The 15,133-nt window shown below is 66.2% G+C and carries 16 protein-coding genes and 1 riboswitch; of the genes, 14 read left to right on the top strand and 2 right to left on the bottom strand.

Annotated elements, in window-relative coordinates:
* Positions 1 to 89: 89 nt before the first annotated feature.
* The 4 genes from LK10_RS19880 to LK10_RS19865 all read left to right on the top strand — a co-directional run bounded on the left by LK10_RS19880 (position 90) and on the right by LK10_RS19865 (position 3,834).
* Positions 90 to 1,466: an ammonium transporter gene (locus LK10_RS19880; protein WP_043127835.1), complete on the top strand. Its 1,377-nt coding sequence runs from the start codon at positions 90 to 92 to the stop codon at positions 1,464 to 1,466.
* Positions 1,463 to 1,801, top strand: coding sequence for a P-II family nitrogen regulator (locus tag LK10_RS19875; RefSeq protein WP_043127833.1), 339 nt, complete (start codon positions 1,463 to 1,465; stop codon positions 1,799 to 1,801). Before LK10_RS19880 ends, LK10_RS19875 begins: the two co-directional genes overlap by 4 nt.
* Before the next feature lie 291 nt (positions 1,802 to 2,092).
* Positions 2,093 to 3,499 carry an ammonium transporter gene (locus LK10_RS19870; protein ID WP_081998719.1) on the top strand — a complete coding sequence of 469 codons (1,407 nt, stop codon included), beginning with the start codon at positions 2,093 to 2,095 and terminating at the stop codon, positions 3,497 to 3,499.
* Positions 3,496 to 3,834 carry a P-II family nitrogen regulator gene (locus LK10_RS19865; protein WP_043127830.1) on the top strand — a complete coding sequence of 113 codons (339 nt, stop codon included), beginning with the start codon at positions 3,496 to 3,498 and terminating at the stop codon, positions 3,832 to 3,834. The genes LK10_RS19870 and LK10_RS19865 overlap by 4 nt, the downstream gene beginning before the upstream one ends.
* Before the next feature lie 123 nt (positions 3,835 to 3,957).
* On the opposite strand, the gene LK10_RS19860 is transcribed toward LK10_RS19865, so the two are convergent.
* Positions 3,958 to 5,457, bottom strand: coding sequence for a glucose-6-phosphate dehydrogenase (locus LK10_RS19860; protein WP_408021474.1), 1,500 nt, complete (start codon positions 5,455 to 5,457; stop codon positions 3,958 to 3,960).
* 91 nt (positions 5,458 to 5,548) lie between these two features.
* Here LK10_RS19860 and ffh point away from each other — a divergent pair, with 91 nt between their 5' ends.
* Positions 5,549 to 7,120 carry a signal recognition particle protein gene (gene ffh / locus LK10_RS19855; protein ID WP_043127826.1) on the top strand — a complete coding sequence of 524 codons (1,572 nt, stop codon included), beginning with the start codon at positions 5,549 to 5,551 and terminating at the stop codon, positions 7,118 to 7,120.
* Between the two features lie 88 nt (positions 7,121 to 7,208).
* Here the strand turns inward: ffh and thiC are convergent, their stop codons facing one another.
* Complete coding sequence (thiC, locus tag LK10_RS19850) at positions 7,209 to 8,996, bottom strand: phosphomethylpyrimidine synthase ThiC (protein WP_052207632.1); 1,788 nt, start codon at positions 8,994 to 8,996, stop codon at positions 7,209 to 7,211.
* A gap of 7 nt (positions 8,997 to 9,003) precedes the next feature.
* A riboswitch (TPP riboswitch) is annotated at positions 9,004 to 9,111 on the bottom strand.
* 130 nt (positions 9,112 to 9,241) lie between these two features.
* On the opposite strand from thiC, the gene LK10_RS19845 reads away from it, so the two are divergent.
* The 9 genes from LK10_RS19845 (at position 9,242) to lepB (LK10_RS19805) (ending at position 15,133) form a co-directional block, all read left to right on the top strand.
* Complete coding sequence (locus tag LK10_RS19845) at positions 9,242 to 10,135, top strand: VOC family protein (RefSeq protein WP_043127823.1); 894 nt, start codon at positions 9,242 to 9,244, stop codon at positions 10,133 to 10,135.
* 113 nt (positions 10,136 to 10,248) lie between these two features.
* Positions 10,249 to 10,710 carry a hypothetical protein gene (locus tag LK10_RS19840; protein ID WP_043127820.1) on the top strand — a complete coding sequence of 154 codons (462 nt, stop codon included), beginning with the start codon at positions 10,249 to 10,251 and terminating at the stop codon, positions 10,708 to 10,710.
* Positions 10,711 to 10,894: 184 nt separating this feature from the next.
* Positions 10,895 to 11,296 (top strand): 30S ribosomal protein S16, encoded by a 402-nt coding sequence (gene rpsP / locus LK10_RS19835; protein ID WP_043128042.1) that lies wholly within the window; start codon positions 10,895 to 10,897, stop codon positions 11,294 to 11,296.
* Between the two features lies 1 nt (position 11,297).
* Entirely contained in the window at positions 11,298 to 11,540 is a 243-nt protein-coding gene (locus LK10_RS19830) for an RNA-binding protein (protein WP_043127816.1), read from the top strand.
* 121 nt (positions 11,541 to 11,661) lie between these two features.
* Complete coding sequence (gene rimM / locus LK10_RS19825; protein WP_052207617.1) at positions 11,662 to 12,261, top strand: ribosome maturation factor RimM; 600 nt, start codon at positions 11,662 to 11,664, stop codon at positions 12,259 to 12,261.
* Positions 12,262 to 13,068, top strand: a complete 807-nt coding sequence (trmD, locus tag LK10_RS19820; RefSeq protein ID WP_043127813.1) for a tRNA (guanosine(37)-N1)-methyltransferase TrmD — start codon at positions 12,262 to 12,264, stop codon at positions 13,066 to 13,068. It abuts the gene before it with no gap.
* 218 nt (positions 13,069 to 13,286) lie between these two features.
* A complete protein-coding gene (rplS, locus tag LK10_RS19815; RefSeq protein WP_043127808.1) occupies positions 13,287 to 13,646 on the top strand; it encodes a 50S ribosomal protein L19 in 360 nt (119 codons plus the stop codon).
* Positions 13,647 to 13,685: 39 nt separating this feature from the next.
* Positions 13,686 to 14,372: a signal peptidase I gene (lepB, locus tag LK10_RS19810; protein ID WP_052207616.1), complete on the top strand. Its 687-nt coding sequence runs from the start codon at positions 13,686 to 13,688 to the stop codon at positions 14,370 to 14,372.
* Positions 14,369 to 15,133, top strand: coding sequence for a signal peptidase I (lepB, locus tag LK10_RS19805; RefSeq protein ID WP_408021473.1), 765 nt, complete (start codon positions 14,369 to 14,371; stop codon positions 15,131 to 15,133). The genes lepB (LK10_RS19810) and lepB (LK10_RS19805) overlap by 4 nt, the downstream gene beginning before the upstream one ends.

Here is a 15,133-nt window from a genome sequence, read left to right as displayed (position 1 = left end):
ATCTTTTCTCAGTGGTCCGCTAAACCGCCATCCCAGCGGCGAAGGCGGGCCAGACGCCACCCGTTCCACCCCTCGAAAGGCAACTCACCATGAATGCTGGCGACACCGCCTGGGTCCTCGCGTCAGCGGCGCTCGTGCTGCTGATGACCCCCGGGCTTGCGTTCTTCTACGGAGGCATGACCCGTGCCAAGTCCGTCCTGAACATGATGATGATGAGCTTCGGCGCCATCGCCCTCGTGGGCGTGCTGTGGGTGCTGTTCGGCTACTCGATGTCGTTCGGCACGGACGCGTTCGCCGGGCTGTTCGGCAACCTCGCGAAGTTCGGCCTCCACGGCGTCCTCTCGACAGGCAACGACATGCCCCTCACGGGCACGATCCCCGAACTCGCGTTCGTCGGCTTCCAGGCCGTCTTTGCGATCATCACCGTTGCGCTCATCTCCGGCTCGATCGCTGACCGGGCGAAGTTCGGTTCGTGGATGGTCTTCGCGGCGCTCTTCTCGGTCCTCGTGTACTTCCCGGTGGCTCACTGGGTGTTCGACGCGAACAAGGACGCGAACGGAAACTTCATCGGGGGCTGGCTCAACCACCTTGGCGTGATCGACTTTGCAGGCGGTACCGCAGTCCACATCAACGCCGGCGCCGCAGGCCTCGCTCTGGCCCTCGTCCTCGGCAAGCGAAATGGCTTCGGCAAGGATCCGAACCACCGCCCGCACAACCTTCCGTTCGTCATGCTCGGCGCGGGCCTCCTCTGGTTCGGCTGGTTCGGGTTCAACGCCGGCTCGGCCCTTGCGGCCAATGGCACTGCGGCCTTCGCCTGGATCAACACGCTCGTAGCGCCGTGCGCCGCGACCCTCGGCTGGCTCATCGTGGAGAAGATCCGCGACGGCCACGCGACCTCGCTCGGCGCGGCCTCAGGCGCCGTCGCGGGTCTTGTCGCCATCACCCCGGCCTGTGCCGCGATCTCCCCGCTCTGGGCGATCATCCTCGGCGTCCTCGCCGGTGCCGTGTGCGCCCTCGCGGTCGGCCTGAAGTACCGCTTCGGCTACGACGACTCGCTCGACGTCGTGGGCGTCCACATGGTCGGCGGAATCGTCGGCACGCTCTTCATCGGCCTCGCTGGGAGCCCGGGCGCTCCGTCTGCCGGCACTGGCCTCTTCTACGGCGGCGGTTTCGACCTCCTCGGCAAGCAGGCCATCGGGGCCTTCACCGTTCTCGGCTACTCCTTCGTCGTCTCGCTCCTCATCGGCCTCGCCATCAAGAAGACGATGGGCTTCCGGGTCACGACCGAAGCGGAAGAGGCCGGCATCGACATCGCGATCCATGCGGAGACGGCCTACTCGTCGGCGTCCTCGGGCGGGAATGGCTTCCACCCGCTCGGCGGCAAGGCGGCGAGCGAGGAGATCTCGGGCTTCAACGCCGACGATCTGCTCACCCAATCCACCAAGGCAGGGAAGGTCACTTCATGAAGCTCATCACCGCGATCGTCCGGCCCGAGAAGCTCGACTCCATCAGGGAGGGCCTCGAATCCTACGGAGTCCAGGGCCTGACCGTGAGCTCGGCGAGCGGCTACGGCCAGCAGCGGGGCTACACCGAGGTGTACCGGGGCGCGGAGTACAGCGTGGACCTTCTTCCGAAGGTGAGGGTTGAGGTCCTCGCGACGGATGAGCAGACAGACGACATCCTCGACGTGATCATCACGACCGCGAACACGGGCCGGGCCGGTGACGGCAAGGTCTGGACCGTAGACGTCCACGAGGCCATTCGCGTCCGGACGGGGGAGCGCGGGGCGGCTGCGATCTAAGCGGCAGCCTGCGCCAGCGGTGCGTCAGGGCGAGCGGACGACGGCGGGAGGGGCCGCCGTCGTCCGCTCGCCCTTCCAAGCAAGAGGCCCCGAATAACGGGCAGGAAACATGGCCGAAACATGCGCGCGATCGCCGCTTAACCTGAGGGGCAATCTTGTAACTTTCGGGCAACACGGACGGTGAAAGTCCGAAACACCTCGGGAGGAATGTAGTTCGTGGCCCCACCCGCCGCTTCGAATGCGGCAGGAGGGGCCTCGACGACCGTCTCCCTCCGGAAGGCCCCACGACTCATGAATGCTGGCGACACAGCCTGGGTTCTCGTTTCGGCAGCCCTCGTTCTGCTCATGTCCCCCGGTCTCGCGATCTTCTACGGCGGCATGACGCGGGTGAAGTCGATGCTCAACATGATGATGATGAGCTTCGGTGCGCTAGCGGTGATCGGTGTCCTCTGGGTCGTCGTCGGGTATTCGATCTCGTTCGGCAACGACGCGTTCGCCGGACTTTTCGGCAACCCGTTCCAATTCTTCGGGCTTCACGGACTCCTCTCGACGGGCAAGGACATGCCGCTCGTCGGGACAATCCCCGAGATCGTCTTCGTGGGCTTCGAAGGCGTCTTTGCAACCGTGACCGTCGCGCTCGTCTCGGGGGCGATTGCCGATCGCGCGAAGTTCGGTTCGTGGATGGTCTTCGCTGCCCTGTGGGGCGTCCTCGTCTACTTCCCCGTGGCGCACTGGGTCTTCGATGGTTCGAAGAACTCGGCAGGTACCTTCATCGGCGGGTGGCTCAACCACCTCGGGCTCATAGATTTCGCCGGTGGCACGGGAGTGGAGGTCAACGCGGGCGCCGCGGGCCTCGCGCTCGCGATCGTGCTCGGCAAGCGCATCGGCTTCGGCAAGGACCCGAACCACCGCCCGCACAACCTCCCGCTCGTCATGCTCGGCTGCGGCCTGCTGTGGTTCGGCTGGTTCGGCTTCAACGCAGGCTCGGCGCTCGCTGCCAACGGTACGGCTGGGTACGTGTGGATCAACACCCTCGTGGCGCCATGCGCTGCGGTCCTGAGCTGGCTCCTCGTGGAGAAGCTTCGGGACGGGCATGCCACCTCGTTCGGCGCAGCCTCAGGCGCCATCGCCGGCCTCGTAGCCATCACCCCGTCCTGCGCTTCCCTTTCGCCTCTGTGGTCTATCGTGCTCGGCGCAACGGCCGGCGCGGTCAGCGCCCTCGCCGTGGGCCTCAAGTACCGCTTCGGATACGATGACTCGCTCGACGTCGTCGGCGTCCACCTTGTCGGCGGCATCGTCGGCACGCTCTTCATCGGTCTCGCAGCCAGCCCCGGTGCGCCCGTGGGAGGCAAGGGACTCTTCTACGGCGGCGGCTTGGACCTGCTCGGCAAGCAGGCCCTCGGAACGGTTTCGGTGCTTGGCTACTCGTTCCTGGTCTCGCTCGCGCTCGCATATGCCATCAAGGCCGTCATGGGCTTCCGCGTATCGAAGGACGTCGAGGAGGTCGGCGTCGACCTCGCGATTCACGCCGAGACCGCCTACCACTCAGGGTCCTCCTCGGCCAGCGGCTTCCACCCACTTGGGGAGCGGGGCCCGGTTGGCGACGGCTTCGGCCTCGAGGACGATGAGCTTCTCGCGAGCCACAACCGTGAGCGTCAGCTGGTGCACTCGGGCACTCCTACGGAGGCGGGGGCATGAAACTCATCACGGCGATTGTCCGCCCCGAGAAGCTCGACGCGATCAGGGAGGGCCTCGAGTCCTACGGCGTCCAGGGGCTTACCGTGAGCCGCGCGAACGGCTACGGGCGCCAGCGGGGCTACACGCAGGTCTATCGGGGCGCGGAGTACAGCGTCGACCTCCTCCCCAAGCTCCGTGTCGAGGTGCTCGCCGCGGAGGACCAGTCCGAAGACATCCTCGACATCCTCATCACGACGGCGAACACCGGCCGAGCGGGCGACGGAAAGGTCTGGGTAATCCAGCTCGACGAGGTAGTCCGCGTCCGGACGGGTGAGCGGGGGACCGCGGCGATCTAGAGGGGTGGGGGTCTCTAGCCGTTCAATGGTCAGCTCCTGCGGGCTTCGCCCTTGCAGGAGCTGACCATTGAACGATCGGTGGGGGCTTCGCTCTTGCAGGAGCTGACCATTGAACGGGTGTGGTTAGGCGATTCCCGCGGTCGTTCCGTCTTCCGTGGGCGACGACGTTGCCCACCCCGTCGGCCCGAGCGAGCCCGCCGGGTACGTGTCCATCGGCACCTCTCCGGCGGCCCATGCATTCAACACGGGTTCAACGACCCGCCAGCAGCTCTCCGCGGTGTCTCCCCGGACCGAGAGGAGCGGGTCCCCGTTGAGGACGCCGTCGAGGACCTCGCCGTACGGCAAGAGGTCGGTTGCATTGAGCTCTGCGTTCAGGGTGACTCGGTTGAGGCTCAGGATGTCTCCTGGGCCGTTGACGTCGACGTCGAGCTGGAGCACGTCGGGACCGAAGCCTATGCGCAGCCGGTTGGGCTCGTCGACGCCGATGAACCCCTCGGGCAGATGGGGCACCGGCTTGAAGGTGATGACGGCCTCCTTGCGCTTCGCGCCGAGCGCCTTGCCCGAGCGGAGGATGAACGGGACCCCGGCCCAGCGCCAGCTCGCGAGCGTGACCGTGACCTCAGCGAGGGTCTCGGTTCCCCGCGACGGGTCCACGCCCGGCTCGCTCGTGTAGTCGGGAACTTCGCGGTCGCCGATTCGTCCGGCAGTGTACCGGGCGCGGCGCGTGGTCTCGGCGAATGGCTCTTCGATCCGGGCGGCCCGCAGGACGGCACTGATCTGATCCCGCAAGTCTCGTTCGTTGAGCTTTGCCGGGGCGTCCATCGCGAGGATCGCGAGGATGTGCAGGAGGTGGCTCTGGATCATGTCCCGCAACGCTCCCGCGCGGTCGTAGTAGCCCGCACGGCCCTCGAGCGCGAGGTCTTCGTCGAAGAAGACCTCGATCTTCTCGATGTGGTCGCGGTTCCAGACCGGCTCGAGGAAGTTGTTGGCGAAGCGCAGACCCAGGATGTTCAGCACCGTTCCCTTGCCGAGGAAGTGGTCGACCCTGTGGATCTGCTGCTCGGGAAGCAGCGAGCGAAGCGTCTCGTTGAGCGCTGCGGCCGAGGCCTCCGAGGTTCCGAAGGGCTTCTCGAGGACAAAGCGCGTCCCCGGTGGGAGATCGCCCGGCGCAAGCGCGTCGCAGGCCTTCTCTGTGATGTGCGGTGGGAGGGCGAAGTAGACGGCGACGGGAGCTTCGAGCTTCCCGAGGGCCCGTGCGAGTTCGCCGGGCGCGGTGACGTCGAGCTGCTCGTACCGGGATTCTCGGCGGAGCCGATCGAGCTCCTCGCGGCCTTCTGGGGTGGCATCGGCGAGGGCGTCCTCCGTCGCCTTGTGAACACGTTCGGACCATTGGTCTTCGGACCAGTCCTCGGCTCCCGCGCCAGTGACCGAGAGTCCAGCGTGGCGGCCGGTCGCGAGGAGGCGTGCAAGGCCCGGGAAGAGCAGGCGTCCAGTCAGGTCCCCGGAGGCCCCGAGAATGAGGAGGCTTCGCACCGGCTGGGGGGACCAGTTGCGCTCGGCGATCGACGGCGCGGTCGATGGGCTGTTCTTTTCGTCTGCAGTCTGGGTCGTCACGGTGCCCAGCATGCCACCGCGCACGTGCCGTTGATACCCTAGTGAATGGCAGATCCGTCTATTGGCGGGCAACTCACAGGACTGAAAGCGACTCCGTCACGTGTTCAACTCCCTCTCGGACCGTCTGACTGCGACGTTCAAGAACCTCCGCGGCAAGGGCCGCCTGAGCGAAGCCGACGTCGACGCTACCGTCCGCGAGATACGGCGCGCCCTGCTCGACGCCGACGTGGCCGTTCCCGTCGTGCGCGATTTTGCCGCCCGAGTGCGCGAGCGCGCGCTCGGTGCGGAGGTCGCTGCCGCACTCAATCCGAGCCAGCAGGTCGTCAAGATCGTCAACGATGAGTTGGTGGCGATCCTCGGCGGCGAGACGCGGCGCATTCGCCTCGCGAAGAATCCTCCGACCGTCATCATGCTCGCGGGCCTCCAAGGCGCGGGCAAGACGACCCTGGCCGGCAAGCTTGCCAAGTGGCTCAAGGGCCAGGGGCACTCGCCGATGCTCGTCGCAGCCGACCTCCAGCGCCCCAACGCGGTCACGCAGCTGCAGGTCGTGGGCAATCGCGCGGGTGTCCCGGTCTACGCGCCACACCCTGGTGTGCAGTCCGAGTTCGAGGCGGCGACCGGCGATCCCGTCGGCGTCGCGCGCGGGGGCGTCGAGGAAGCGCGCCAGAAGCTGAACGATATCGTCATCGTCGACACCGCTGGGCGCCTCGGCATCGACGCCGAGCTCATGCAGCAGGCTGCGGACATCAGGGCGGCGGTGAACCCGGATGAGGTCCTGTTCGTCATCGACGCGATGATCGGCCAAGACGCCGTCAACACCGCGAAGGCGTTCGAGGAGGGCGTCGACTTCACCGGCGTCGTCCTCACGAAGCTCGACGGCGACGCGCGTGGCGGTGCCGCGCTCTCGGTTGCGTCGGTCACGGGCCGCCCCGTGATGTTCGCCTCGACGGGCGAGGGGCTCGAGGACTTCGAGCTGTTCCATCCGGACCGCATGGCCTCGCGCATCCTCGACATGGGCGACGTCATGACGCTCATCGAGCAGGCAGAGAGGAACTGGGACCGCGACGAAGCGGCCCGGATGGCGAAGAAGTTCGCCGACCAGGAGGACTTCACCCTCGAGGACTTCCTGACCCAGATGCAGCAGATCCGCAAGATGGGCTCGATGAAGAAGCTCCTCGGGATGATGCCTGGGGCAGCCCAGTTCCGCCAGCAGCTCGAACAGTTCGACGAGCGGGAGATTGACCGGGTCGAGGCGATCGTCCGTTCGATGACCCCGCACGAGCGTGTCGCGCCGAAGATCATCAACGGCTCACGCCGTGCGCGCATCGCACGTGGTTCGGGCGTGCATGTCTCCGAGGTCAATGGCCTGCTCGAGCGCTTCGGCCAGGCTCAGAAGATGATGCGTCGCATGGCAGCTGGGGGAGGAATCCCCGGAATGCCGGGCATGGGCGGGGGCTCTCGCAAGCCCGCGGGCAAGAACAACAAGAAGAAGGCACGGTCGGGCAACCCCGCGAAGGCTGCCCAGCAGCTCCGCGAGGCTGAGCAGCGGCGGGCGGCTGGCGCGGCGAACGCGGTCAAGGCGGGTTCTTCGTTCGGGCAGCAGGCCTCCGAGGACTTCGATCCAGCCTCGCTCAACCTTCCCAAGGGCTTCGACAAGTTCTTGGGGAAGTAGCCACTCCCAGGGAGGAAGCAGCGTCCTGAATGAGGGGCCCGGCGGATGCCGGGCCCCTCATTCCGTTAGGCGCCAGACTGGGTGTCCGTTACTCGGGGGAACCTACTGAGATTGTCTCGGGAAGGTAGACCTTCCCGCCCTGGGCGAGGAATTCGGCGCTCTTCTGCTTCATGCCCTCGGCGATCCCGGCAATGGCCTCCTGTGCCTCCTTTGAGCCGAACTCGTTGCGGATGTCTTGGGAGATGCGCATCGAGCAGAACTTCGGGCCGCACATAGAGCAGAAATGCGCTGTCTTCGCGGGCTCCGCGGGCAGGGTCTCGTCGTGGAACGCCTCGGCTGTGGCGGGGTCGAGGGAGAGCGCGAACTGGTCGTTCCACCGGAACTCGAAGCGCGCCTTGGAGAGGGCGTCGTCGCGCTGGTTCGCGCCGGGATGTCCCTTCGCGAGATCGGCGGCGTGGGCGGCGATCTTGTAGGTTATGACGCCCGTCTTGACGTCGTCCCTATTCGGGAGGCCCAGGTGCTCCTTGGGGGTGACGTAGCAGAGCATCGCCGTGCCATAGCGTGCGATCTCGGTCGCCCCGATGGCAGACGTGATGTGGTCGTAGCCGGGGGCCACATCGGTGACCAGGGGGCCGAGCGTGTAGAACGGGGCGCCGTCGCACAGTTCCTGTTGGCGCTCGACGTTTTCTCGGACGAGGTGGAACGGGATGTGGCCGGGGCCTTCCACCATGACTTGGACGTCGTACTCCCACGCCCGCTTCGTCAGCTCGGCGAGCGTGTCCAGCTCGGCGAACTGTGCGGCGTCGTTCGCATCCGCGGTGGAGCCGGGCCTGAGTCCGTCACCGAGCGAGAAGGCGACGTCGTACTGGGCGAAGATCTCGCACAGCTCGTCGAAGTGGGTGTACAGGAAGTTCTCCTCGTGGTGGGCGAGGCACCACCCTGCCATGATCGAACCGCCGCGAGAGACGATGCCGGTCACGCGGTTGGCCGTCAGGGGGACGTAGCGCAGCAGGACTCCCGCATGGATCGTCATGTAGTCCACGCCCTGCTCGCACTGCTCGATGACGGTGTCGCGGAAGACCTCCCAGGTGAGGGCCGAGGCGTCTCCGTTGACCTTCTCAAGCGCTTGGTAGATCGGCACTGTCCCGATGGGAACTGGAGAGTTGCGGACAATCCATTCCCGCGTCGTGTGGATGTCGTCGCCCGTGGAGAGGTCCATGACGGTGTCAGCACCCCACTTGGTGGCCCACTGGAGCTTGTCGACCTCCTCGGTGATTGACGACGTGACGGCGGAATTGCCGATGTTCGCGTTGATCTTCACGAGGAACGCCTTGCCGATGATCATCGGCTCCGACTCGGGATGGTTGATGTTGCTCGGGATAATGGCGCGGCCAGAGGCCACTTCGCTGCGTACGAGTTCGACGTCGCAGTTCTCGCGAAGGGCTACATAGCGCATCTCAGGTGTGACGATGCCCTGACGCGCGTAGTGCATCTGGGTCACGCGGCGACCCTTCTTGGCGCGCCGCGGAACCAGCTGAGCTCCCTTCCACTCGGCGGAGGCCGCGCCGCGGCGCAGGGCCGAGCGCCCGTCGTCGAGCAGGTTCCGCTCCCGGCCCTCGTAGGTTTCGGTGTCAGCTCGTTCCTCGACCCACCGGGACCGGTAAGGCGGAAGCCCAACGACCGGGTCGCTGCCCGGTCCAGCCGTTCGATACACGTACAGCGGCTCGTTGGGCTGCCCGTTGGGGGAGTCGTCGAGGGCGATCTCCGTGACTGGCACGCGGATCCCGTGCGCGCTGTCCTCGACGAACGCGAGCGAATGGGCCGGGTGCTGCTCTGCGGTTGCAGACGTGCTCACAGCGGTTGCAGGGGTGCTCACAGTGTTTTCCAAAAGGGTTCTCACTTCCTACGCCGGCATGACCCGGACAGGTTCGACGGTCGCAGGCCGCGTCAGCCTGATCTCAGCCCTTGCGAGGGCACCCGTGTGGACAATCACGCACGCTAGCAGATAGGGAGGACAGAGGCACGTCATCTCGGTTCATTGGTCAGGCTGGAATACTCGGCCTTGATTGAAGGTTCAACTAAAAGTATTCTTGAATCGATCAGTCCATCCGAGGAGCCACCATGAGCACGCCATCCAGCCTCTCCGTCCCGAGCCAGGACCTCCTGCCTGCCGATTTGAGCATGGGCACGGTCATGCTCAAGGTTGGCGACATGCGCCTCATGCTCGACTACTACCAGCGGGCCCTCGGACTCGTCCCGCTCGCCGAGTCCCTTGGGGGCGTGTACTTGGGCCGCAAGGGGATTTCCATCATCCACCTGAGCCCTGCGGCAGGGCTCCAGATCCCGTCGAGGGGCGAAGCGGGCCTGTTCCACACGGCGATCCTCTTCGACAACCGCTCCGATCTCGCCGCCACCGTTGCGACCGCGGCCCAGTACGATCCGCATCTCTTCGCGGGGAGCGCGGATCATCTGGTCTCCGAAGCGTTCTACTTCACCGATCCCGAGGGCAACGGTGTCGAGCTGTACTTCGACAAGCCGCGCAGCACGTGGGAGTGGCGCGGCGACCAAGTCGTCATGGACAGCCTCCCGCTTCCCCCTCAAGGCTTCCTCCAGGCGAATCTGACGGAGCAGGCGGTGTCTGAGCAGAACGAGGCTGCTGCCGGGGTCGGTCACGTCCATCTTCAAGTCGGGGATGTGAAGACGGCCCACGAGTTCTACGTCCAGACCCTCGGGTTCGAGCAGACGGCGGGGTGGCACGGCCAGGCGCTGTTCGTCTCGGCCGGCAAATACCACCACCACATGGCCATGAACGTCTGGAATAGCCGCGGCGCGGGTCCGCGCAAAGACACGCTGGGGCTCGGGGAAGTCCTCATCCACGTTCACGGCGACGACGATCTCCTCGCCGCGGCGGATCGCCTCAAGGCGGCAGGAGTGGCGACGCAGCACACTGGCCTGGAGCTTCGCTTCGAAGACCCCTGGCGCAACCGCATCCGCATGGCGTCCGTGGCAGCCTGACCCCTCCTGCGTTACGCTCAACGTGTCCGCGGTCTCCGCGGGCACGTTGCCCGTCCACAGCCCGTTCCGCGGGGCCGGCCAGGCCCGGCGGCTGCCCGATCGAGGGGGATACTGTGTCAGCTCCCAACCCGTTCGCCGAAGTCTTCGTATCGACCCACACCGACGCTGTTCGCCGCGCCGCCGATCTCGACTCCGGCTCGGCCGCCGATGTCGACGGCGAGGGCGTCCGCATTCCCGGCGTCTCCGACTACGAGATCGAACAACTCGGCACGCTGGTGGGGGCGGCCGTGCATGCGTCCGGTGCCGACTACGAGCTCACCATGGTCGATGTCGCAAGCGACACCCTGCTCGCTGTCCCGGCCGCGATGGTCCGCGCGCTCGCCGAGCTGCTCGCCTATGAATCGGACGAGGGGGAGGACAACGTCGTCGAACGCGTCGCGGCCGCATGGGTCGACCAGGAGGACCTGCCGTTCGACGCGCAGGAGGCCTACGGCTACGTCGAGCAGCTTGCCAAGCTCGCAGCCGACGTTGACGACTCCGGTCAGCAGGAGCTCTTCGTCTGGGCCGGCTCCTGACACCGGTGGCCCCACGCGAATCGCAAAACACTCCGGAGGTCTGGCACAATAGTGGGGTACCCGACTGGCGTGGCCCCTCTCTCCGCGTGCGTCGTGTCAACCAGAACGCGCCCGAGTATGGCCCGCCCCACGGGAGCAGAAAGCGCGAGTTCGCCCTTTTCCAGAAACAGGAGTGACCACAACCGTGGCCGTTAAGATTCGCCTCAAGCGCTTCGGCAAGATGCGCCAGCCGTTCTACCGCATCGTCGTCGCGGACTCACGCACCAAGCGTGATGGCCGTGCTATCGAGGAGATCGGCAAGTACCACCCGATCGAAGAGCCTTCGTTCATCGAGGTCAACTCGGAGCGCGCGCAGTACTGGCTCTCTGTCGGCGCCCAGCCGACCGAGCAGGTCCTCGCCCTCCTCAAGGTGACCGGCGACTGGCAGAAGTTCAAGGGCCTCCCTGGCCAGGAGGGCACCCTCAAGGCGCCCAAGGCCAAGGAGTCGTTCGTGGCTCCCGAGAAGGACTCGGTGATCCGCCCCGAGGCTCCCAAGGCTTCGAAGCCCGCCGACGAGGCCCCAGCCGAGACGACCGAGGCTGAGTAACTTGCTGGCCGACGCGCTCGAGCATCTCGTCCGTGGAATCGTGGACAACCCCGACGATGTCACTGTGGAGGCGAAGAACAGCCGCCGCGGTGACATCCTCGAGGTCCGCGTCCATCAGGATGACTTGGGCCGGGTGATCGGCCGACAGGGTCGGACCGCCCGTGCGCTGCGCACGGTGGTCGGCGCCCTCGCCGAGGGCGATTCGGTTCGGGTCGACGTCGTCGACACCGACCGCCGCCGCTAGGCCTGGCCCCCGGCATCAATATCTGAACGGCTCCGGCCCCCCGCCCGCAAGAGACGGCTGAGGGGCCGGAGCCTTTTTGCGCAAGGGTTGCGCATCAACGTCTGGATGAGGAGAGGAAGACATGCAGGTTCGGGTCGCGCGCATCGGCAAGCCCCACGGCATCCGCGGTGAGGTGACGGCGCAGGTCTTGACAGACTCGCCCGAGGACCGGTTCGTAGTGGGCGCGGTGTTCGACGTCGATCCCGCATCCCAATCTTCGCTCTCCGTCCGTTCACTCACTGTGCGTTCCGCACGCTGGAACAAGGACATCCTCGTGCTCGGCTTCGAGGAAGTCCCAGATCGCAATCGCGCCGAAGAACTGCGCGGGGCCACCCTCTCCATCGACACCGACGAGGTCGAGGACGAGGACGATGAGGGCTGGTACGAGCACGAGCTCGTCGGGCTCGAGGTGCGCGTCGAGGGCGAGCGCGTCGGAACCGTGTCCGCGCTGCAGGTGATGCCGGCCCAGGACCTGCTCGTGATCGAAACTCCGCAGGGAGAGGTACTCGTCCCGTTCGTCGAGGAGATCGTGCCGGAAGTCGACCCGGAAGGGGGCTTCGTCGTCGTCGTCCCTCCCGCCGGCCTGTTCGAGCTCAATGCCGAGCCGGCAGCCGCCCCCCAAGGCGGCCAGACGAGGGAGGACGACGGCGGGGCCGAGGGCGACGGCGGGAAAGGCGCCTAGATGCGCATCGACGTCGTCAGCATCTTCCCGGAATATCTCTCGCCGCTGCGCCTGTCCCTCCTAGGGCGGGCCCAGGAAGACGGCATCCTCGAGCTCGAGGTCCACGATCTCCGTGATTTCACCTTCGACCGGCACCGCACTGTCGACGACACGCCTTACGGTGGCGGAGCGGGCATGGTCATGAAGCCCGAGCCGTGGTCGCTTGCCCTTGACGCCGTCCTCGCGGCCCAGTCGGCGAAGCGCGACCCCGAACTCCACGCGGAGCTGCCCACCCTCATCGTGCCCTCACCGGCTGGCGAGCTCTTCACCCAGTCGCTCGCACACGAACTCGCCGGCGAACCGACACTGGCCTTCGCGTGCGGGCGATACGAGGGCATCGATGAGCGCGTGCTCGACTGGGCCAGTGAGCGGTTCCGAGTACGGCCGGTCAGCCTCGGCGACTACGTCCTCAACGGAGGAGAGGTGGCCGTCATGGCCATGGTCGAAGCCGTCGGCCGACTGATCCCTGGCGTCGTGGGGAATCCCGAGTCGCTCGTGGAGGAGTCGCACTCGGACGGGCTCCTCGAGTACCCCGTGTACACGAAGCCCTCGTCTTGGCGCGGACTTGATGTCCCGGAGGTTCTCCTGAGCGGGAACCACGGGCGGATTGCGAAGTGGCGCCGGGAGCAGCAGCTGCGTCGTACGGCCGCTCGCCGCCCCGAGCTGCTTGACGGCGCGGATGCGGCCCAATTTTCGGGGGGCGAACGCGAGATCCTGCGGGAACTCGGGTATGGCGTGGACGACGGCGGGCGCCTCGCCCGAGTCTGACGAGCAGGGAAGCGGCCCTACTGGTCGCGATTCGCGCGCCGGGGCCCGCCCATGGCAAAATGGAGCGTTGCGCCCGCCGGGTTCGGACTCTGCCACAGGGGAGCCGGCCAACGGCTGGGGCGTCCCGCCTCCGGGCCATCCGGCTGGCGGGTGAGAGCACGGGCCCTCGGGTCCGCGACTGAAGCGATTGACCTGTGGCAGTCGCCAGGAGAAGCATCATGCATCATCTCGACGCTGTCGACGCCGCCTCCCTGCGCTCCGACATCCCGACCTTCGCGCCCGGCGACACCATCAAGGTGCACGTCAACATCATCGAAGGCAAGAACTCCCGTGTTCAGGTCTTCCAGGGCTTCGTCGTCGGCCGCCAGGGCCACGGCGTCCGTGAGACGTTCACCGTCCGCAAGGTCTCCTTCGGCGTGGGTGTCGAGCGTACGTTCCCGGTTCACTCCCCGATCATCGAGAAGATCGAGGTCGTGACGAAGGGCGACGTTCGTCGCGCCAAGCTCTACTACATGCGTGAACTCCGCGGCAAGGCCGCGAAGATCAAGGAGAAGCGCGACTACAGCACTTCCAAGTAACCCCTTGGTGAGCCCTACGGCCTCCAACGCTGCCGCGTCGTGACCGCTGAGACAGACGCCGACCGCAGCACCCGGTCCGAGCGCCGGCCCAGACTTCTGGGCTGGCGCTCGGCGCTTCTCGGCGTCGTTGTCGCGTTCGTTGTATGGAGCCTCGTCCGAGCGTTCCTGGTCGACGTCTTCTACATTCCCTCCGGGTCTATGGAACCGCTGCTGCAGCCGGGAGACCGCATCGCCGTCTCTCGCACCGCCTTCGCGTCCCGGCCGATAGAACGCGGGGACGTCGTGGTCTTCGACGGGCGCGGATCCTTCGCCCCGCTCGACAGCGGGCGCGGCTGGATCGGAGACGCCCTGCAGGGGGCCGGGGAGTGGCTCGGCGTGGTTCCCAACGAGACGGTATTCGTGAAGCGCGTCATCGGCGTAGCGGGGGACCACGTCGCGTGCTGCAGCCCTGATGGACGGCTCACTGTCAACGGCAAGCCGATCGATGAGCCGTATCTGTTTCCCGGTGATGCTCCTAGCACGATGAAGTTCGATGTCATCGTTCCCGCCGGCCGTCTGTGGCTGCTTGGGGACCATCGATCGGATTCCATGGACTCACGCGCGTTGCTGGGTGCCCCCGGCGGCGGCCTGGTGCGGACGGATCGCGTGATCGGCGAGCCGATCGCCATTCTCTGGCCCCTTGATAGATTGGGGCCGATGACCACCACTCCGAAGGAGGTCCGGTGACCCACGGGGCCGAGACAGGACCGCATGACGCCGACCAAGGCCCCGCTGAAGATTCTCCGGATCCTGTAGATCCCGTACGCGAGCGCAATTCGCGCCGAGGCGGGCTGCTTTCGTGGCTCCGCGAGATTGCGCTCATCCTGGTGATCTCGATCGTCCTCTCGTTCGTCATCAAGACGTTCTTCTTCAAGGCGTTCTACATCCCATCGGAATCGATGGTGCCGACGCTTGAGGAGAACGACCGGATCTTCGTGAACCTCATGGTGCCTCGCAACTTCGCCCTTCAGCGGGGCGACGTCGTCGTCTTCAAGGACACGAAGGGGTGGCTGCCGCCCTCGAACGATGGCGCGCAGAACTGGTTCCAGAAGACGTTGGAGTTCATCGGGCTGCTTCCGGACACATCGCAGCAGTACCTCGTGAAGCGCCTCATCGGGCTCCCCGGTGATCACGTCGTGTGCTGTGATGCCCAGCAGCGGATCACGGTCAACGGGGTGGCGCTCGTCGAACCTTATGTCAACCCGGCCGAGGTGCCGCGACCCGTGCCGTTCGACGTCGTCGTTCCGGCCGGGGACGTCTGGGTCATGGGCGACAACCGCAATCACTCGTCCGACTCGCGGTTCCACAACGCCGCCCAGCCGGGCAACGGCTTCATTGACGAGAAGGACATTGAGGGCCAAGCTGTCGTTATTGCCTGGCCGCTCAATCGGCTGGGGACCCTGAGCAACTATTCCAGTACTTTTTCGTCAATTCCCGCACCGCACTGA

Source organism: Sinomonas humi (assembly GCF_000802235.1).
Taxonomy (GTDB): domain Bacteria; phylum Actinomycetota; class Actinomycetes; order Actinomycetales; family Micrococcaceae; genus Sinomonas; species Sinomonas humi.
Note: the sequence above shows the minus strand (reverse complement) of the source record. Positions and strands in the feature narration are given on the sequence as shown.

What these genes read in the sequence shown, in the direction of transcription:
- LK10_RS19880 (WP_043127835.1), top strand. Translation starts at nt 90, where the DNA reads ATGAATGCTGGCGACACCGCCTGGGTCCTCGCGTCAGCGGCGCTCGTG.
- LK10_RS19875 (WP_043127833.1), top strand. Translation starts at nt 1,463, where the DNA reads ATGAAGCTCATCACCGCGATCGTCCGGCCCGAGAAGCTCGACTCCATC.
- LK10_RS19870 (WP_081998719.1), top strand. Translation starts at nt 2,093, where the DNA reads ATGAATGCTGGCGACACAGCCTGGGTTCTCGTTTCGGCAGCCCTCGTT.
- LK10_RS19865 (WP_043127830.1), top strand. Translation starts at nt 3,496, where the DNA reads ATGAAACTCATCACGGCGATTGTCCGCCCCGAGAAGCTCGACGCGATC.
- LK10_RS19845 (WP_043127823.1), top strand. Translation starts at nt 9,242, where the DNA reads ATGAGCACGCCATCCAGCCTCTCCGTCCCGAGCCAGGACCTCCTGCCT.
- rimM (WP_052207617.1), top strand. Translation starts at nt 11,662, where the DNA reads ATGCAGGTTCGGGTCGCGCGCATCGGCAAGCCCCACGGCATCCGCGGT.
- trmD (WP_043127813.1), top strand. Translation starts at nt 12,262, where the DNA reads ATGCGCATCGACGTCGTCAGCATCTTCCCGGAATATCTCTCGCCGCTG.
- rplS (WP_043127808.1), top strand. Translation starts at nt 13,287, where the DNA reads ATGCATCATCTCGACGCTGTCGACGCCGCCTCCCTGCGCTCCGACATC.